Origin of the sequence: Bacillus sp. RC242, from assembly GCF_044908245.1 — a bacterium.
Classification (GTDB): Bacteria; Bacillota; Bacilli; order Bacillales; family Bacillaceae_G; genus Bacillus_A; species Bacillus_A mycoides.
Window position 1 is genome coordinate 1 of record NZ_JBIYCZ010000007.1, and the last position, 19,320, is coordinate 19,320.

The 19,320-nt window shown below is 34.8% G+C and carries 16 protein-coding genes and 6 pseudogenes; 7 read left to right on the top strand and 15 right to left on the bottom strand.

Going from position 1 to position 19,320, the window contains the following annotated elements; all coding sequences use genetic code 11:
• Positions 1-297: 297 nt before the first annotated feature.
• Positions 298-1,761: pseudogene (locus ABH957_RS14925) on the bottom strand (BclA C-terminal domain-containing protein); the annotation flags it as partial.
• Positions 1,762-2,522: 761 nt separating this feature from the next.
• Between ABH957_RS14925 and ABH957_RS14930 the strand changes: the two are divergent.
• The 3 genes from ABH957_RS14930 to ABH957_RS14940 all read left to right on the top strand — a co-directional run bounded on the left by ABH957_RS14930 (position 2,523) and on the right by ABH957_RS14940 (position 4,042).
• Complete coding sequence (locus ABH957_RS14930) at positions 2,523-2,828, top strand: PEP/pyruvate-binding domain-containing protein (protein WP_201054957.1); 306 nt, start codon at positions 2,523-2,525, stop codon at positions 2,826-2,828.
• Positions 2,829-3,010: 182 nt separating this feature from the next.
• Complete coding sequence (locus ABH957_RS14935; RefSeq protein WP_201054959.1) at positions 3,011-3,445, top strand: hypothetical protein; 435 nt, start codon at positions 3,011-3,013, stop codon at positions 3,443-3,445.
• 213 nt (positions 3,446-3,658) lie between these two features.
• Positions 3,659-4,042 (top strand): S-Ena type endospore appendage, encoded by a 384-nt coding sequence (locus ABH957_RS14940; RefSeq protein WP_252195854.1) that lies wholly within the window; start codon positions 3,659-3,661, stop codon positions 4,040-4,042.
• On the opposite strand, the gene ABH957_RS14945 is transcribed toward ABH957_RS14940, so the two are convergent.
• The 3 genes and pseudogenes from ABH957_RS14945 to ABH957_RS14955 all read right to left on the bottom strand — a co-directional run.
• Positions 4,027-4,371, bottom strand: coding sequence for a DUF3992 domain-containing protein (locus ABH957_RS14945; RefSeq protein WP_201055261.1), 345 nt, complete (start codon positions 4,369-4,371; stop codon positions 4,027-4,029). The genes ABH957_RS14940 and ABH957_RS14945 overlap by 16 nt on opposite strands.
• A 14-nt stretch (positions 4,372-4,385) precedes the next feature.
• Positions 4,386-4,754, bottom strand: coding sequence for a DUF3992 domain-containing protein (locus tag ABH957_RS14950; protein WP_201054963.1), 369 nt, complete (start codon positions 4,752-4,754; stop codon positions 4,386-4,388).
• A 164-nt stretch (positions 4,755-4,918) separates the two neighbouring features.
• Positions 4,919-5,259: pseudogene (locus ABH957_RS14955) on the bottom strand (DDE-type integrase/transposase/recombinase); the annotation flags it as partial.
• A gap of 137 nt (positions 5,260-5,396) precedes the next feature.
• Here ABH957_RS14955 and opuD point away from each other — a divergent pair.
• Positions 5,397-6,947, top strand: a complete 1,551-nt coding sequence (gene opuD / locus ABH957_RS14960) for a glycine betaine transporter OpuD (RefSeq protein WP_016096749.1) — start codon at positions 5,397-5,399, stop codon at positions 6,945-6,947.
• Between the two features lie 285 nt (positions 6,948-7,232).
• Here the strand turns inward: opuD and ABH957_RS14965 are convergent, their stop codons facing one another.
• From ABH957_RS14965 to ABH957_RS15000, 8 genes and pseudogenes are all read right to left on the bottom strand, one after another.
• Entirely contained in the window at positions 7,233-8,663 is a 1,431-nt protein-coding gene (locus ABH957_RS14965) for an IS4 family transposase (RefSeq protein WP_201054965.1), read from the bottom strand.
• Positions 8,664-8,776: 113 nt separating this feature from the next.
• Positions 8,777-8,995, bottom strand: coding sequence for a hypothetical protein (locus tag ABH957_RS14970; RefSeq protein ID WP_002090568.1), 219 nt, complete (start codon positions 8,993-8,995; stop codon positions 8,777-8,779).
• A gap of 283 nt (positions 8,996-9,278) precedes the next feature.
• Positions 9,279-9,440: pseudogene (locus ABH957_RS14975) on the bottom strand (DNA cytosine methyltransferase); the annotation flags it as partial.
• A gap of 754 nt (positions 9,441-10,194) precedes the next feature.
• A pseudogene (locus tag ABH957_RS14980) lies at positions 10,195-11,028 on the bottom strand (anthrax toxin lethal factor-related metalloendopeptidase); the annotation flags it as partial.
• Positions 11,029-11,185: 157 nt separating this feature from the next.
• Positions 11,186-11,539 (bottom strand): annotated as a pseudogene (locus ABH957_RS14985) (IS4 family transposase); the annotation flags it as partial.
• Positions 11,540-12,057: 518 nt separating this feature from the next.
• Positions 12,058-13,179 carry an IS200/IS605 family element RNA-guided endonuclease TnpB gene (gene tnpB / locus ABH957_RS14990; protein ID WP_149191235.1) on the bottom strand — a complete coding sequence of 374 codons (1,122 nt, stop codon included), beginning with the start codon at positions 13,177-13,179 and terminating at the stop codon, positions 12,058-12,060.
• A gap of 620 nt (positions 13,180-13,799) precedes the next feature.
• Positions 13,800-14,468: an S-layer homology domain-containing protein gene (locus tag ABH957_RS14995; protein WP_404511782.1), complete on the bottom strand. Its 669-nt coding sequence runs from the start codon at positions 14,466-14,468 to the stop codon at positions 13,800-13,802.
• Positions 14,469-14,471: 3 nt separating this feature from the next.
• Positions 14,472-14,552, bottom strand: a pseudogene (locus tag ABH957_RS15000) (hypothetical protein); the annotation flags it as partial.
• 199 nt (positions 14,553-14,751) lie between these two features.
• On the opposite strand from ABH957_RS15000, the gene ABH957_RS15005 reads away from it, so the two are divergent.
• The 3 genes from ABH957_RS15005 to ABH957_RS15015 all read left to right on the top strand — a co-directional run bounded on the left by ABH957_RS15005 (position 14,752) and on the right by ABH957_RS15015 (position 16,464).
• On the top strand, positions 14,752-14,985 hold the full coding sequence (locus ABH957_RS15005) for a hypothetical protein (RefSeq protein ID WP_002016601.1): 234 nt from the start codon (positions 14,752-14,754) through the stop codon (positions 14,983-14,985).
• Positions 14,986-15,209: 224 nt separating this feature from the next.
• The gene (locus tag ABH957_RS15010; protein WP_002169373.1) at positions 15,210-15,455 is read left to right on the top strand and encodes a hypothetical protein; all 246 of its coding nucleotides are present in this window, start codon (positions 15,210-15,212) and stop codon (positions 15,453-15,455) included.
• A gap of 31 nt (positions 15,456-15,486) precedes the next feature.
• The gene (locus ABH957_RS15015; protein ID WP_404511517.1) at positions 15,487-16,464 is read left to right on the top strand and encodes a CgeB family protein; all 978 of its coding nucleotides are present in this window, start codon (positions 15,487-15,489) and stop codon (positions 16,462-16,464) included.
• Positions 16,465-16,589: 125 nt separating this feature from the next.
• On the opposite strand, the gene pseI is transcribed toward ABH957_RS15015, so the two are convergent.
• Genes pseI through pseG form a run of 3 tightly spaced genes read right to left on the bottom strand, consistent with a single transcriptional unit; the run spans position 16,590 to position 19,294 of the window.
• On the bottom strand, positions 16,590-17,639 hold the full coding sequence (pseI, locus tag ABH957_RS15020) for a pseudaminic acid synthase (RefSeq protein WP_002169371.1): 1,050 nt from the start codon (positions 17,637-17,639) through the stop codon (positions 16,590-16,592).
• Positions 17,632-18,192: a UDP-4-amino-4,6-dideoxy-N-acetyl-beta-L-altrosamine N-acetyltransferase gene (gene pseH / locus ABH957_RS15025; RefSeq protein WP_003193069.1), complete on the bottom strand. Its 561-nt coding sequence runs from the start codon at positions 18,190-18,192 to the stop codon at positions 17,632-17,634. Before pseH ends, pseI begins: the two co-directional genes overlap by 8 nt.
• 1 nt (position 18,193) lies before the next feature.
• Positions 18,194-19,294, bottom strand: a complete 1,101-nt coding sequence (gene pseG / locus ABH957_RS15030; RefSeq protein WP_404457050.1) for a UDP-2,4-diacetamido-2,4,6-trideoxy-beta-L-altropyranose hydrolase — start codon at positions 19,292-19,294, stop codon at positions 18,194-18,196.
• Positions 19,295-19,320: the final 26 nt, after the last annotated feature.

Genomic DNA, 19,320 nt, shown 5'->3' on the forward strand with positions numbered 1-19,320 from the left:
TTCGTTGTACAAAACCAACATCTCTAGCAAGATCCCGTAAGGCATTTGGAGATAAAAAACTTTGAATCTCTTGAGCAAATAGTTGTAATTCGTCATACACAGAAACAGACATAAAAAACGCCATCCTTTCCTATGATTCTACAGAAAGAATAGCGTATTTTTTCATTTTAAGGGGGATTTTGTTTTGTTAGCTTGATAGCAATGTGGTGCTACCTCAACTTGATGATATCATGGTCTCAGCCAACTGCCCATGATATCATCAAGATTATTCAAAAATTATGCATTCAAAACAGCATTTCAACTTACACGAATGATTGTTAGAGCAGCTCCTGTTGAGCCACCACCAAGTAAGACCGCAGTTCCTACTAAACCAAATAACTGAAGGGTAATTGTATTACCTGCTGTTAAAGATACAATTACATCATTGTTATAACTTGCAGTGGATACAATAGGAGATAATATAGAACCAGGAATTGAAGTAGCACCATTTAGTAATAGTCGTGAGCTAATTAATAGTGCGACTGTTGTATTAATTTGGTATGTGATGTAATAACGCCCTGTCGCTGGAACTGTAAACGTATCATTGGCACCATTGGCTGTAAAGCCATCCAAACTTTGATCATTAGGAAGTGGAATATTAGTACCACCTAACAAAACAACAATTGTACTTCCAACTGTATTTGCAGCAAACATTGAGTTAGTGGTTACATCCGTTCCAGTTGGTCCAGTAGCTCCGGTTACTCCCGTTGGTCCTGTAACTCCGGTAGCTCCCGTTGGTCCTGTAGCTCCGGTTACTCCCGTTGGTCCTGTAACTCCGGTAGCTCCCGTTGGTCCTGTAACTCCGGTAGCTCCCGTTGGTCCTGTAGCTCCGGTTACTCCCGTTGGTCCTGTAACTCCGGTAGCTCCAGTAGCTCCAGTAACTCCCGTAGCTCCAGTAACTCCCGTAGCTCCCGTAGCTCCAGTAACTCCCGTAGCTCCAGTAGCTCCGGTAGGTCCTGTAACTCCCGTTGGTCCGGTTACTCCTGTAGGCCCAGTAACTCCCGTAGGTCCAGTAGGTCCGGTAGCTCCCGTTGGTCCGGTTACTCCGGTAGCTCCCGTTGGTCCTGTAACTCCGGTAGCTCCCGTTGGTCCTGTAGGTCCTGTAACTCCAGTAGGCCCTGTAACTCCCGTTGGTCCAGTAACTCCAGTAGCTCCAGTAACTCCCGTTGGTCCTGTAACTCCGGTTACTCCAGTAGCTCCAGTAACTCCCGTAGGTCCTGTAACTCCAGTAGGCCCTGTAACTCCCGTTGGTCCGGTTACTCCCGTTGGTCCTGTAACTCCAGTAGGCCCTGTAACTCCCGTTGGTCCTGTAACTCCAGTAGGTCCTGTAACTCCAGTAGGCCCTGTAACTCCCGTTGGTCCGGTTACTCCCGTTGGTCCGGTTACTCCCGTTGGTCCTGTAACTCCGGTAGGTCCAGTAGCTCCGGTTACTCCCGTTGGTCCTGTAACTCCGGTAGGTCCAGTAGCTCCGGTTACTCCCGTTGGTCCTGTAACTCCGATAGGTCCAGTAGCTCCGGTTACTCCCGTTGGTCCTGTAACTCCGGTAGGTCCTGTAACTCCCGTTGGTCCGGTTACTCCTGTAGGCCCAGTAACTCCCGTAGGTCCAGTAGCTCCAGTAACTCCGGTAGCTCCAGTAACTCCGGTAGCTCCAGTAGGTCCGGTAGGTCCGGTAGCTCCAGTAGGTCCGGTAGCTCCCGTGACTCCAGTTGCCCCGGTAGGGCCCAATCTGCTCCTACCGTCGCAACTAAAACAATTATACTGAAACATTATTATTTTCTCTCCTCTACATTCTATAAATATAAAACATTGCATATAAGTAGCCCGAAAATAAAACAGTCTCCTTGAAAATAATTAATTTATATTCCCTACATACCAAATTCGTTTTTTAGATTCATAATATAGTGATGTTCATTTTGATGTTGTATCATATTTTAAGCCAATAGCACTAAGAGACAGTATAAGTTGTTCATAAATTTCCAGACAACTTTGTCTGAACGTACACGTTTTATAAGGAGAAAAACATTATTGAATAGGAAAAATGGATAGCTTGCTCCTCTAGGCATAATTTCCAACTATACATCCCATTCTAGCAGAGGGATGTATGGTTGAACTCATATCAAGTAATGTATCCATATCAACAAATTGCAAAGGCATTCAATATCAACTGTCACACCAGTAGCAATCAAATCACACTATGAACTACACACTCTATCTTGTACAAATTTTTATCTACACATTAACTCAATGTATTTACATTACACTTACATGACATAGTTTTTCTCCTTTTATTTATCACACAGTACATCTCTTATATATTTATGACTCAATCATTACCTTGCTTGTACAATATTATATAAATCAATTTAATAATTCTGATTATTATTAAAAACAAATTACTATTCTCTTATGTCTTTTCTAAGAATATCTAACAGAATGTGTACTTAATTTATTTGTTTATCCTAGTTTTCTCAGGTAAGTGTATTATGTTTACTGCTGACGCTATTACAGAGAATTGTAATGTTATTTTTATTAATGCGAGTTTCGGATTAGGAAAAGCTCTTGTATCTAGACTAGTTTCTGTTGAATTATATAAAGTAAAGAAAGGAAATGAAATGTCATTGCTAAAAACATCTCGGAGAAGAAACTGGATTTTTTTGTTACCGGAAGGAGGTAACGTAGAACAACCTTTACCTACTGATCAAGAGACCAAGCAAGTACTAACTGATAGTCAAATCATTACTTTAGCCGAAATGGGGGGAATTGAGGGGAAATTTTCCACAAGATATTGAGTTCTGTATAGAAAATGGAGGGATTTTCATTATAAAAAGTCGGCCAATCACGTCCTTGTATCCCTTTCTGGATATACCACAAGAACCATTGCATGTAATGTTATTGGACATATGCAAGTTATGATAGATACAATAAAGCCAGGTCTTTCTATATTACGGGCACTTTTCGAGGTGGAGGCACAGTGATAAGAGAAGGAGGAATATATATTGATTCTACGGAAGTACTTCTAATTACCTTAGGAAAAAAACTTTTCTCTAAGCTGATTAGAAATATTGATGAAATAACTAGTAAGACTATTCGAAAATTTATTCAAAGAACCGATTTCTCAAGTGTCCCACCTAAACCTGGAATAATGAAACCTACCTGGAAAGAGACCTTTAAATATATTCGTAAAACGAATCCAACAATAGCAAGAAAACAAGTGGAATCTTTTATGGATAATACGAGAAAACAAGTTCATCAAGATATGAACCTGCTACAAGGAGAAGAAAGTTTAGAAAAGAAACAATATCATTTGGATACCATAGGTATTGAAATCATTCGAAACATAATTCCAAAACTGTTAGCTTTTATGATCTCCTCTGTATTTTTAAAAAAGCTCTTGTCCTCTGGTTAGGTGACGACAAAGAAATTCATCAATTAATTTCTTTTATATAAATAAAATTATTATCAGATTCAAGCCTATTAAACAATCCTTCGTTGAATTTTTTGTCTATTATTAACACAACAATTGTTTTACAGCATTTAATAGTAATAAAAGAGACTATACAGGGAGGAATGAGCAATGACCTCTAAAAAAAATATTGGCTGTTTTGCCCCTCTATCTATCATCTGCCCTCCATACACTCCGCCCACTCCACCAAGCTGTGAATTAGTAACAAATGAGTTTGCTGGTAATTTTTTCATAACAAAAGAAATCCCCTTCCCAACAAATACAAATGATCTTCGAACATTACCAATATGGGAAGGTGATGGAGTGTTAAATATCTCAGGTACTATCTCTATATACAATAGCACCAGTAGTACAGAAGAAATCACTGTTCAAATTGTCAGCCAAGTTACAAATACTTTTACTGTTTTTCCTGGAAATACGATGTCATATACAGGTAAATCATTACAATCTGTTACGATCATTAATATTTTAAACAACCATTCTCCATATATAGAAGGGAAATATTGTTGCCAATTTTCATTTTGTTATGAAATTGGATAACGTACTGTAAGGCACAATTGTCCTTGGCTCGTTCCCGTTCCAGTTGTTACAATTTGAATTGTTGTAAAATATCTCACTGTAAACGACCCGCTACTTTGCGGTTGTACAGTAATTGTATTTACTATTGCTGTTCCTACTAAAAAGTTCACTGTAATTGGATTTACACCTATATCATATTTTACATAACCTGATGCATACAAATCTTGTGTAATATTATTCGTATATACCGTTTCAGTTACCGCACCAGTTGCGGACCAATCTATACAAACTTGATCTTGAACAAGTTTGTTATTGGAACAACATGATAAACTGGAATTTCCCATTTTGATCTTCTCCTATTCTTCTATGAAATTGGATAACGTGTTGTAATACAAAATTCCCCTTGATATGTTCCAGCTGTTGCAGCAGGTAAAGTCACTTCAATCGTTTCAAAACGACGATACGTAAAAGCAATACTTGTTCCTGGATTTAATGTTTGTGTATCAAGTGTATTTCCTGCAGAATCAAGGACTGTCATCGTTATTGCAGCAGGTCCTACATCATATTGAACAAATCCTGTTCCAATTACATTTTGATTAATATTGTTGTTATAAAGTACATTCGTAATTGCAGTAGCAACTACAGTTCCTGACCATGGACTACACACTTTATCTTGAACATAATTTTTATCTGGACAACAAGTTAACGCTGTCCCTGAGCATTCACAAGACATAATTGTTTTCCCCTCTCTCTATTTTATTCCTTATATGTGTATGTCCTTAAGAATCTTTTGCCTGTATGATTCATCTATTTTCACAAAAATCATTCACTGTGGGTTCTACTGCAAAGGTTACATCCATTTGAAAGAGGTATATAGATTCCTAATGGAATCTGATCTTATGCTGCTATTCTAAAGAGTTGGTGAATGAATTTCATTTGATTTTGAACAGACCGGTCCCCTAAAGTAAGTTGTCCTTTTTAATGATATGCATCGCTTCCATTCCGAAAAGAATAGATTGGATTGTACGAAAAGATTTCAATCCTAACATCGAGCCAACTCTCTTTTTAATAAAACGGGGATCTTATTTCACAATGATATTCAGATATTTTATCTGTCTGGTTTGGATACCTACGGGCATCTTTTTCTCTTTCTTAAATTCAGCAATTGCTATCGAATAATCTAGGTTCTTGTTTACTGTGATAACACGAGGCTTTGAAACATGAAAAGACCGCAAATAATTCTTAACGTGGGTTTTATGTTAGTACGTTGGCTGTACCCAATATCACCTATGAAAAACGAATTTTTTGACAATTAATTCTATCATTGTTATTATTAATATAATTTTTAACTTTATTAAATAAAAGGTGGGATTCTATGATAAAAAAAGAAAACAGTGTATTCTATATCTCCATCTTGCTTACAACCTTATTTATTATATGGGGTGTAATTCCAGCAAGTTGGATACAAGGCTATGATTTACAAAGTGTTACCTCTTCTTTAAACGCATTTATTCTCAATAAGTTTGGATGGTTTTACTCTCTACTTATGACCACAATGATTGTTTTAGCTGGTTATTTAGCATTTTCAAAGTATGGCTCCATTCGTCTTGGTAAAGATGATGAAAAACCGCAATATAGTTACCTCTCTTGGCTTTCCATGTTATTTGGAGCAGGAATGGGCATCGGACTTCTCTTTTATGGAATTACTGAACCCATTTCACACTTTGGAGCACCGCTTACTGGTGAACCTGGAACTGAGGAAAGCGCTAAACTTGCTATGCAATATTCATTTTTCCACTGGGGTCTCTTCCCTTGGTCACTTTATGCAATGGTCGCTCTAACAATTGCATATTTTACATTCCGAAAACAAAAAGGTAGTACAATTGGCGCTACAGTTACTCCATTATTTAATCGATCGAAACATTCTCCTATTGGAAAAACAGTAGATATTTTGGCTGTTTTAGCAACTGTATTTGGAATCGTACCATCCGTAGGAATCGGTGCACAACAAATCGCTGGAGGATTAAGCTATTTATTCCCTTCTATTAATAATACAATTGGTACACAACTCGTACTTATTGCCATTTTCACTGTACTCTATTTAACAAGTGCACAAACTGGCTTAGATCGTGGGATTAAATATTTGAGTAACTTAAACTTCTCCCTCGCTGGAATATTACTCGTTTCCTTTTTAATTTTAGGGCCAACTGTCTTTATCATGAAGTATTTTACTTCCACACTAGGCTCTTATATTGGAGCATTACCAAGCATGGGATTAAATTTAGGTGCTTTTAGCAAAGAATCCTCTTCTTGGATTGAAAATTGGACTATTTTTTACTGGGGTTGGTGGATTTCTTGGTCTCCATTCGTCGGTACATTCATTGCCCGTGTTTCTCGCGGACGTACAATTCGTGAATTTATTATCGGCGTCGTATTAATCCCAACATTCATTTGTACATTTTGGTTCGCTGTCTTTGGCGGTACAGCTATTCATATGGAAATGTTCCAATCACTTGGAATTGCTGATGAAATTGCGAAAAATGGTACCGAAATTGGGTTATTCGCTGTCATTTCGCATTTACCATTCTCAACATTTTTGACCATTATTGGACTAATTTTAGTCGCAACATTCTTCGTTACCTCTGCTGACTCCGCAACATTTGTTGTTGCTATGCAAACAAGCAATGGTAACTTATCACCGAAAAACAGTTTGAAGCTTATTTGGGGATTAACAATTGCAGCTATTGCAGCCATTCTCTTGCAAGCTGGTGGGTTAAATGCACTGCAAATTGCAGCGATCATAGCAGCTTTACCATTCTCTATTGTAGTCGTTCTTATGGTCACGTCGCTCTTTAAAGAATTACGAAAAGAGAATATCATTACTCAAACGAAACAATCACCGCAAAAAATAAAAAAAGTTATATAAGGGGTAGCACCACATCACTATCAACCTAACAAAATAAAATACCCCCTAAAATAAAAAAATACGCTATTCTTTCTGTAGACTTATAGGAAAGGATGGCGTTTTTTTAACACTTGGGGGTAAAGAAAATTCTTAAGTTGATGGATATGTGGCGGTACCCCATCGCTATCAAGCTAAGCTCATACAACGTCAATTATAGTAAAGGTTGTTTCTTTTTATAAAGGCTAGGTGTAGGGAATTGAAAGATTTGCATACGAAATAAACCCTAATGGGTTTCATTTTTTTGATTTAAGCCGCTTGATTATTAGACATGGTACAATTGTAAACGACACCTAATATATCAAAGACTGTTTTCTTCTCATACCTATGAGATTTTCGCCCGTTTTGCTGTAGGAGGTTGAACAAGCGAATTAGAATCTTTGATAGCTCTTGGGTGTCTTTCTGTATAGCTTGGAAAAGAAGAAGAAAGTAATCTTTAATCATATATACGGCCTTATATTCACTCAGTTCTCGTTTCTTTTTTATAAGAAGTAATTGCCGCATTTGAAACATGGTAGAAGAACAGAGTAGAATGGCAATCAGTTGTCCATACAAATGGCATTCTAATCTTTCTCGTTTTATCTTTTTACAATGATGAATATGAAAGAATGATTTCCATGTTTTAAATATAATCTCGATTTGCCAACTTAAAGAGTACCAATCATGTACTTGTCCCATCGGGACAATATCTGTAGGGGTGTTTGTCATATATACATTGATACCACTGAGACGTTTACTACGAGGAGAATACTTCATTCCTTTCTTTTTTTCTCTTACAGCTTGATCTTGTAATCGTTTTTGTTGTTGTTCTTTTGTTAGCCGATGAACAATCACACGAGTTGATACTTTATCAATCATTCCTACATAAGCTTCAGATATTTCATATGTTTGTCCTGGTTGAAGAGAGTTCATTACAACCTCCATATCTATCTGTATATACTCTGTACCTTTCTTTATTCTTCCATCTTGAAAATAATCAGGGTTGGGATTTTTTTGATAAATACATGTATTTGATTTAATACGAGAGATATAGTAAGCCTCTTTATCTTGTATGTGTTGAAGATCCTTCAAATGAAAATACCCTAAATCTCGGATACATAAATCATTCGCTTTCACAGTTGGAACACACAGAGAACCGTAGGTTCGATCATGTTGTTTCCCTGGACCCGTATGAATATGAAGGAACTGTCCACTTAATAAATCATACTCAAGCTGAATCTTTACTCCCGCTGTATGGCTGCATCCCCCTGCACCTGGATAAACGGATGAAAAAGGATCTGGAAGTTGAAATGCAGTTGAATCTAAAATACGAATACGCTTGAAAACAGAAGTATATGGAGAAGAAATCGGCATATATGAGGTCAATTTTTTGCTTAATAGTTCGGCTAGTAGGTGTTGTAAAAGTTGGACGGCCGCCTTATTAAATCGTTGATTCAGTCCCTCAGGACTGATAAGTACTGCTGTTGATGCTTCTAAACAGCTAGATAATTGAGTTAAAGAAGTCATAGCTACATTTTGGCTCACCCATACACATAAAGCTATTAAATCTTTTGCTTGGTACTTACTGGTTCGTTGTACGAAACCAACATCTCTAGCAAGATTCCGTAAGGTATTTGGAGATAAAAAACTTTGAATCTCTTGAGCAAATAGTTGTAATTCATCAGACACAGAAACAGACATAAAAAACGCCATCCTTTCCTATGATTCTACAGAAAGAATAGCGTATTTTTTCTTTTTATGGATACATTTTTTTAGCTCGATAGCGATGTGGTGTTACCTCAAATATAATTATTTTATTTGAAGGTCTCTTTTAAATTTGTTTCAAATCTTTTCATAGGTTGGTATACAAGAACGTGTAGTGATAAACCTATCACTGCAGTAATGTTTAAAATAATACTTATAATCATTAAAGACCATTCTATAACTGGAGAAAAGTATCCATTCATACTTAATGTAGAAGAACTTACACCAAGTATTAAAATCACTATTAGTAAAGGTAAGTTTTTAACCAATTTGAATCCCCCCTTTAAATATAATATCTTTATATTATTATATCACACACTAGGGTATGTAATTAATATAAGATAGTTATCTATGGGAATTTAACATGTTTTTTCATTTTGGGGGTGACCTATTTTTTTAGCTTGATAGCGATGTGGCGGTACCCCATCACCATCAAGTTAATTAATTTATTGCTCCATAAAATTTTCTTTATGGAGTTACTTTGAAATCCTAGGTCGATGGGCATTTGTTTTTCTTAGCTTGATAGCGGTGTGGTAGGATCCCTTGTTAATCAGCCTGATTACAAGCAGTATCTAATGTCTGAGCAACACCTTTCCCTCCTCTTCCCCTTCTAGTTTTACTCCCTGGAACAGAATAATTAACACTATCCCCCACTTCAGCTACTGCATATCCTTTTTTTGTAGCTTCTTTAATATGGATTTTATAGCTTTTCATCATTTACACTCTCCATTTAATTAATTTCTAATTAAGCTGCCTTTTTATTAGGAAGTAAAACCCTGGGATCATCTTTGCATGTAATCGTAGGGGATATCCCCATAGGATTACACATCTCTCCACCCCTTCTCCAATCACTAGAATTAATATTTCCTATTATTTAAATACGATTTTGTCCAATTTTTCTTCTGATAGGAAATACTTTTCTTGTACATTTTTTTCGAGAATGTCTAATAATAGCATCCTTTAACGAATTCCCCGAAAGAATTCTCCTTCCTCAAGCGTTATGAAGGGCGTAGCCCAACGGTAGGTGGGAGATGAATTTCGGTTTGGCATAGCCAAAAACTTTTGATAAACTAGCTATATGAAGTTCTTTGATAACTTGATATATGAGGTTGCAGGAAGAAAATAGAGTGCGAAAAACAAGCCATTCGGTTCCTGCGTAAAATATCAACCGTACCAAAAGAGCGTCCAAGCGTTGGACATCTAGGGATGGAACACCCCGAAGTAACGCTCAGGGAGACGAAAGGTTGCTTTCATCGTGGAACTGAGAAACTCCCACTTCAAGCCTTGCTAAGTGGCGAGTGTTCACAGGAATAACTTATTGCCACACAACAGTTCCCTAGTCTATCCTTCAATTCAGATGTTCTTTTCCTTTTTAGTATAAAAATACCCCTTTAGATAACCACCTAAAGGGATAGAGCATCGAATCTTTTTTATAAACATCGTGACTTTATTTTAAATCCATAATTAACTCTGCCTTCTTGTTATAATCTACTTTTGCGAATTCTCGATCACTATATCCTTTTAAAGACCAAGCAAATTGATTTCCGTCTAATAGTTCATTAATAGGTTCTGTTGAATTGGAATCCCCTTGAACAGTTTTAATTAATAAATCTATGCATCTATAAGTCAATGGAGCCTTATCTTTTAGCTCTTGCTTAGATGATTCGCTAAAATAATAATATGTAAAACATTCCGCAAAATATTCTTCCTTATTTTCGTAATATTTATCCGGGAAAAATTTCTGTCTCTCTTGACTGAAAGGAACATCAAACAAATCAGTATGACTTATATTAAAAAAAACCACTCGATCAATTGCATGCGCTATTTCATGAAGTTCTAAATTAATGGAACCATGCCCCTTTCCTCTTTCACTAAAACCTATTCTAGCCATTACAGGTTTTCCACCAATATCAGATCCCACACCTGGTACATCATCCCAGGTCAATTGTTTTCCTTCGGCATTGGTTTGCCCTTCCCATCCTCGTGGAATTAATCCTTTTAGGTCCCTGTATTCGTCAGACTCAGTGATAGGATAATTAACAAGTTTTACATATGTTCCGTCTGCCACTAATTTATCAAGTATGCCGCTTTTTATTTTTTTTATTCTATCAACCATATGTTGTGCCTCTTGATATTCTTCCACATTATTTCCTCTTATATCAATATGAATAAGCCTTTCATTTTTAGTCTGTTGTTCTTTTATAAACTCAAGGTTGTTTAAAGTTTCGGCTGCAAGGGGATGGTTTGTAAGGGAAATAGACAGAATAAATATCAATAATATCAAAATTGTATTTTTTTTCATATAAATCCTCCCGTTATATGATTTTTAATAACCCTTTGATTAAATAGGGATATTTCAAAAACAAAATTGATAGTGATTGAAGAAATAAGCATTCCTTTTAAAAGCCTCATTTCATGATTCCAATAATTCTGGGTTAATTTTATTTTCCATACTGGCTTGCCTTTTTATATTGTATGTATTGAAGGTCTTTTAAATGAAAACAACCTAAATCTCGGATACATAAATCATTTGCTGTTACATTTGGGACACACAGAGAGCCGTAAGTGCGATCATGTTGTTTACCTGGACCTGTATGAATATGTAGGAACTGTCCACCTGGATAAACCGATGAAAATACATCTGGGAGTTGAAATGCAGTTGAATCTAAAATACGAGTATGCTTGAAAACAGAAGTGTATGGAGAAGAAATCGGCATAGATGCGGCCAATTTTTTGCTAAGTAGTTCTGCTAGTAGGGGGTGTAAAAGTAGGACGGCCGCCTTATTAAACCGTTGATTCAGTCCCTCAGGACTTGATGAGTGCTTCGATTGATGCGACTTACTTTAAAAACGGACTCAAGTTCATTTAGTGAATAATTACCATCCTCCCATTCTTTCAATATGTTAAATTTATCCTCCGCAGAGTAAACTTTTTTAGACATTAACAAAACTCTCCTTCAAGCAAACAGATTTTTATTTTTTATCTGTCTACCTAAAGGAGAGCATATCAGTTTAGAAAGAATAACGTTTTCTTGGTACTTAGGGGTATTGTTGATGGGCATGTATGGTGCTCCTATCAGTATATCCAAGTTTGATAAACCATTTTTATATGTTTCAAAGTTTTTACATCAGAACCCATATTAGTTTAGCTTTTTTTTGCACCTATAACTTGGACATCATCAAATAATACATTAGATGTTCCATTTGACGTTAGAATCCCAACATGAGTGTTTGCTAAATCCCTACTTGTATTGAACTACCCCCACTTTCACTTCGTTTAGAAGTGAAAGTGGGGGATTCCTAAGTAAAGAGTTCTATCGAACTCTAATTTATTAGGCTATCTCCGCAGTCCTTGCGGTTAGAAGTCTTATCGCTTCATTCTTTAGATTGATACTTGCGTTAATATCCCTATCATGATGTGTACTACAAGAAGGGCATTCCCATTTACGTAGGTTTAGATTTTTAACGTCTTTGTTTTGATATCCACAACAAGAACATAATTGGCTTGAAGCAAATGTTTTCGATACGACAATGACTTGTTTGCCGTACCATTTTGCTTTATATTCCAACATGGTTCGAAACTGTGACCATGATACCTCACTAATTGCTTTTGCTAACTTATGATTTTTTAACATATTCGATACTTGCAAATCTTCTATACCGATAACATCGTGGTTTTTGATGATTTCAGTTGAGATTTTGTCCAAATAATCTTTTCTAGAATTCATTATATATTCATGAATTCTAGCTACCTTAATTCTTTGTTTATTCCAGCGAGAAGATCCTTTCATTCTTCTAGAAAGAACACGCTGTACTTTTGCCAACTTCTCTTCTAACGATCGAAAAAACTTCGGGTTTTTATAGGTTGTTCCATCTGACAAAATCGCGAAGTCTTTTAGCCCTACATCCATTCCAATGTAAGAAAGTGTTTTCAGGAATTCTTGCACTTCTGTTTCCACTAACAATGACACAAAGTATCTACCAGAAGGGTTCCTTCTAACCGTAGCATTTAAAATACGTCCCTTTACTTCACGACTTTTGGCAAATCGAACAAGACCTAGTTTTGGCAATTTCATTTTGTTGCCTACAACAGCAATGTTTTCATTTGTTTGTTTTGTGGTATAAGATTGTACGTTGTTCTTCTTAGATTTGAAACACGGGGAGCTGTTTTGTTTTTTGAAAAAGCGTGTATAAGCATCCGCAAGGTTGCGAACAGACGACTGAATCGCAATACTATCCACTTCTTTTAGCCAAACAAACTCTTTCTTCATGGCAGGGAGTTTGGCAGAGCATGTACCATATGTCAAACCTTTTCCTGTTTCCTTGTATGCATTATCCCATAGAGATAGGAAATGATTGAATACAAAACGAGAACAACCAATCGTTTTATTGATTAGAGTTGCTTGTGCTTTATTTGGATATATACGAAATTTATATGCTTTATTGATAATCATAAGTTTCACCTCCATTTCGATATATATCTATTATATACCGAACGTACATTCGAAATATAGTAAAATGATCATGACAATTTGTCAAGTAACACTTTACTACCTGTCGAACAATTAAGATGGCTCTTGCCATCCCTTGTCCGAAGCCAATTCATCTCCCACCTACTCACTAGGCTGTGGCCCTTCACGTTCCTTGAGGAAGGAGTCTTCTTGGCTAAAATGATAAAGTTTGATTGAAATTCATCATAAATCCTGCTACAACAACATTTCTTTTAAAATGTATTCTTTAAAACGGTTAAACTTTTTCAAAACGGTACGACTTTATTTCAAATCCACACTTAGAAATTGTTTTTTAATTTTCAACACCTTATATACCGTCTTAGTGCTTGTATTTTAAAAATAGACTATAAAAAATGCACCTCTAATTGTCAATTATGTGACTAACAATTAGGGTGCATTTTTTGATCAAATTAGTTAGTTTTTTCAAAACCTATAACTTTGATTAGAGAAAAGATGAATTGTGTTGATATAAACTTTTTTACACTCAAAATGATGAGTCAATTTCAAAACAAACTGGTACGAAGCCTATATAGGCTTCGTATTAAAGCCATCTTATTATAAGATTAAATAGGCTTTGGTACAAAATTCGGATTTAAGTTGATTGCTCTATATAAAAATACAGCCATTTCTGCTCTTGAAACATTCGCTCCTGAATTGAAATTTTTATTTCCTGTACCACTTGCAATCCCATTGCTATATAAAGCTTTTACATATTCATTCGCCCAATGATCTTTCATATCATTGAATTCATAATTAGCTTTGATTTTCAAGTTAAATGCTTTAGTTAACACTACTGCAATTTCAGCCCTTGTCGCAGTGTTTTTTGGATTAAATGTCTTTTCCCCATTTACTGAAAAAATACCGCTCTTCGTTAAGGACAAAATTTCTTTTTTAAATGGGCTATCATTTATATCTGTAAAAGGATTATCACTTGTATCCGGCAGTGATAAAGATTTATATAAGACGGCTGCTAATTGTTCACGTGTAAGATTATCATTTGCTCCAAAGTAACCATTCCCATATCCATTTATAATTTTATTTCCTGCCATATATGATATTTGGTCATACCCCCAATGACTTTCTGGAACATCTAAAAATACATTAGGAACTTTAATGCCATTTTCGTTAAAATAATATACTTGTCTCTTAATAGTTTGTAAGCCTGTTTGCATAACACCATCTTCATTAAAGTAGTATTTGTATCCATTAATAGATTGTAGGCCTTTAACCAGAGGGCCCTCTTTATCACGATAATACCAGTTTCCATCTTTTTGAAACCATTTAACCCAAGGATATTTCTCACTAACTTCTTTTATATTAAAATATTATATTTTTAAAAACAAATAACATCCAGGCTAACTAAAAAAGATAGATATAAGTTAATATACTGCTTTTTCGTTTTTATATAATTCTAGTTTTTCTATTAGTCCAAACATTTCATATTGTTACCACATACAATATAAAATGTTTGGATTGTATTATATTAATCAACACTTAAAGTTAGGAGGGCTTAATATGGCAGAATGCACAGGTTTAGCTTGTTTTTTATTCTCTTCGTGGCCAACAGGAACTGTTGTTACAATTACCACTAAATCAGGACAAATTATTGGACCTGCTACTTTTTCATTGTTCTTTCCGACTATTTGTGCGGTTGTATTAGTTGAAGAAGATGTGATAACCCCCTCTTCTACCAATACCATATTCATAAGTTGTGAAGATATAGAAAGTGTTACTTTAACCACCCCTTAAGATGCTTCAGGTGGTTAAAGTTCAATCCATAGTTAAGACATTCTAATGAATGTCTTAACTATGGATAATCTAATCAAAATGCTCCAAAATGTATTATTCCATTGTATCTATCATTTCAATAAGTTGCTTTAAACTGAATTTTTCCCCTTCTAAAGGTTACTTGTCTACACATCCCTCTACATACTTTCATATGATATAGTATATTGTTTAAAGGAGGGATAAATTTGTTCTTATGTAATTTATTTCGTTGTTCAGGTGGAGTATGTAGTATTTTTAAAAATTTACAACCAGGCGAAGTCGTTACTGTGACTGGTAAATCTGGAAATATTATTGGACCTGCTATTTTTACAAATTTTAACCCTAATACTTGTATCGTCACATTAGAAGAGGAAAATTCAGTTACTCCTCCTACTACAAGTATTACTAAGATCAGTTGTAAAGAAATAGAAAGTGTTACATTTATCTCATAATATATTTTAAACCTAAAGCAGGGATTGAAATATGAAACTCTTATACATTACTTCTGGTTACTCAAAAATCTATCAATATCTAGATCAAAGCATACAGAGAACACTTATCGATCAAAATTTCGAATGGTTAGCAGTACAGCCGAGTGAATTAATAGAGCAATTGGATTTCATTACAACAACGTTTCATCCTGATATTGTTTTCACCTTATTAGGTAATCATCTACCACAAAAAGCAATTCAATATTTTAAAAAAAGGAACATTAAATTAGCTGTCTGGTTAACAGAGGACCCTTTTTATATAGATACCTCTCTTCTTCTATTAAATAACTTTGATTTTATATTTACTATTGATAGTGAAGCACTTAAATATTATTCAGGTTTAGGATATACCAATGTATACCACTTACCATTAGCAACTAATATAGATGTATTTAAGCCTGGTCTAAGAAATTCGAAATATAAAAGTGAAATATTGTTCATTGGATATCCTTATCCAACCCGAGTAAAATTGATGCAGTTTCTTTTGGAAAAAACCCCTTATCACTATACTGTTATTGGTCAACACTGGAGAAATAAGTTAATTAAAAAATGGAAAAATCACCGAAGAATTAAAATTATAGAAGAATGGATTCCACCTCAAGAAGTTGCACTCTATTATAATAACGCTAGTCTTATATTAAACCCTCATCGTAGTCATCTATTTTCACAGAATAAAAATAAAAATAAAATAAAAAATAATACCATTAATAATCGTACGTTTGATATTGCAGCTTGCCAAGGCTTTCAAATTATTGAAGAAAAATCTGACCTTTCATCTTTCTTCAATAAAGATGAAATTATATCCTATAATAGCTTTGAGGACTGTTTAAATAAAGTATCTTTTCATTTGAATGATACGATTTCGAAGAGATTAATGGTCGAAAAAATTCATACAAAAGTTATTACACAGCATACTTTTCATGAGAGAATCCATTTTATTACGACTATTTTACAATCACAACTTCATTAGGTTATTAAATTAAAAATATCTTTTCTTCTATAATCATTCTGAATAAATTAAAATGCCTTTTCATTAAATTGAAAAGGCATTTTAATTTATTCAACGAATTCCTAGTGGTATCTAATTGTACCCTATCAAATAAGATCCCACGAAACAGGCGTTCCTTTTTCAATGTCCTTATTCGCTTTCTTTCCGATAATTTTGGATAGGTGTTTTGGTAATAAGCCATTACCTGGTCTAATAGCTTTAATATTTTCTATCGTGAAAGCCTCTCCCGCCTTTATGTTTTCTACAACATATAATGACCTTCTAAATTTTAAAGAATCTTTTTCTAAATCAGTAGGGCCATAATATACTTTCCCCAAAGATTCCCATGCTTTTTCAGTTTCGCTTACTAATAATTTAAATTCAGCAGGTTCCATTGAAAAATCAGCGTCAACTCCTCCATCCGATCTCGAAAGCGTTAAATGTTTCTCAATTACTGTGGCTCCCAAGGCGACACTCGCTACAGATACTCCTACCCCAAGTGTATGATCAGACAAACCTACTTCACATTTAAATAACTCCTTCATATGAGGTATCGTAGCTATATTTGTAGATTTCGGAGATGCAGGATACGTACTTGTACATTTTAATAGAATTAATTCTTTACATCCCTCTTCTCTCGCAGCTCTTACTGTTTCATCTAATTCAGCAATAGAAGCCATACCTGTCGAAATGATTATTGGTTTTCCTGTCGTTGCTACTTTACGTATGAGGGGAATATCAGTATTTTCAAAAGATGCGATTTTATAACAAGAAACATTCAATGATTCTAGAAAATCTACAGCAGTTTCATCAAATGGAGTACTAAATGGTATCATTCCTAATTCTATACAGCGATCAAAAATGGGTTTATGCCACTCCCATGGTGTATATGCTTCTTTATATAAATGATAAAGTGTTTTACCTTTCCATAAGCTTTTCGTATCCTGAATTAAAAAATCACCATTTTCTATATTTAAAGTCATTGTATCTGGTGTATATGTTTGAATTTTAAATCCTTGTGCTCCAGCCTCTGCTGCTGCCTCTACAATTTGCAAGGCTCTATCTAATGATTGATTATGATTCCCTGACATTTCTGCAATAATAAATGGTGGCGAGCTATTGCCAATCTCTCTACCCCCGATATATAAATTACTCATATTTTTCACCTTCAATTTCTTTTTTTATAGCTTCTTTCCTTTCCATCCATTGTTCATAAAAAAGGGTCATTGTAATAACGTCGATAAATTCATTATCCCTGAAAATATGGTTCACATGTCTTCCATCTTCCTGGAAGCCGAGTTTCTGATGAAAGTTTAAACTAATACGATTTGATTCTAATATTTCTGCACATACTTTTTGTATGCCATTTGTTTCAAAAATATAGTCTAATGCTACTATACCTAATACAGTTCCAGCACGCCTTACACTCTGTTTGTCTCCTATATAAAATCCCCAATTACAAGTTCGATCTATTTTATTTATTTTTGTAAAATTAACAAATCCAATTGGCTTTTCTTTATATATTAGTAATCTTGCAATCATTGTTTCATCATATTTTAGTTTTTCAAACCATTTATAGTGTTCGTCTATTGTTATTTTATGATCTTCGTACATAACAGAACGAATTTCTTCTGTATTCCTCCACTTTAAAATAAGATTTAAATCTTTCTTTTCTATACATTTCAAATGGAATTTTTCAATGTTTAACATACTATCCTCCTAAAATAATTTTTGTTATTTCATCCGAATTACTGGCACACTTTATGGCAAGAGCTTTATTAGACATTTCTCTCACTTTATCTGAATCTGTTAAAAGTTTGTTTAGACATTTCGTAATGGTTTCATCTGAAACACTTTCAGATGTACCGATATTCCATGTAGCTCCGGCCTCCGCAACAGCTTTGGTTACTTCTATTTGATTTTGTGCAGTTGTAATTGTTATAGAAGGTAATCCAAGAAAACAGCGCTCCCATGTTGTTGTGCCCCCAGCTCCTATCCCTAAATCCGCTCGTATCATAAACTCTTCAATATTCTCTATTTGACAATAAAATGAAGCGTTTGAAATGCTCTTGCAATAATTTTGAATATCTTTCTTATGAGGATTTTGGCTTCCTACCACTACATCTATTTTTAAAGTATCACTATTAATATTTTGTATAGCTCTTAACGTTTTTAATGTCTCATTCGTTACATCGTGCCCACCAAAAAATATAAAAATATGTTCAACCGCACCCGTTCTTTTTCGTAAAAATTTCTTAGCAGAATGGAACTCTGGCCGTAATATGGCATATTTAGGTCCTAATTTTATTAAAGAGTGCTCTGGTATTAATTCTTTATAGCGTTCATTAAGACTTTCGTATAGATTTTGATCTAATAACAATTCACAATCATGTACTCGATCTGCAAGATCGTCAATTACCATAATCTTTTTTACAGTTTTTTTAAAAACAGTCTCCCACTTTTTATCTAACCCATAATGATCAACTATTAACCAATCAAATTGGGGGAGTTGAGACAAAATGTCATTGGTTTGTTGTGCATCAACAAACCAATGACATTTAAGCCAATTCAAATAACTCCCATATACTGTACTTGAGAATTCAGTATTTTCATCATTTGTATCTAATAAAAATACGTGGAATCCTTTACTTAAAATATATCGCTGAAGATCACCTTGTAGCTTACGACAAATGAAATAAATTTGAGCACCTTTATTCTGTAACTCCTGAGCCAATGTTAAACAACGCATAATATGACCCGTCCCTATTTCAATAGATGCATCAGCACGAAAGACAATTTTTTTCTCAAGCAAGTTACTCCCTCCTCGTTAAAAGTACT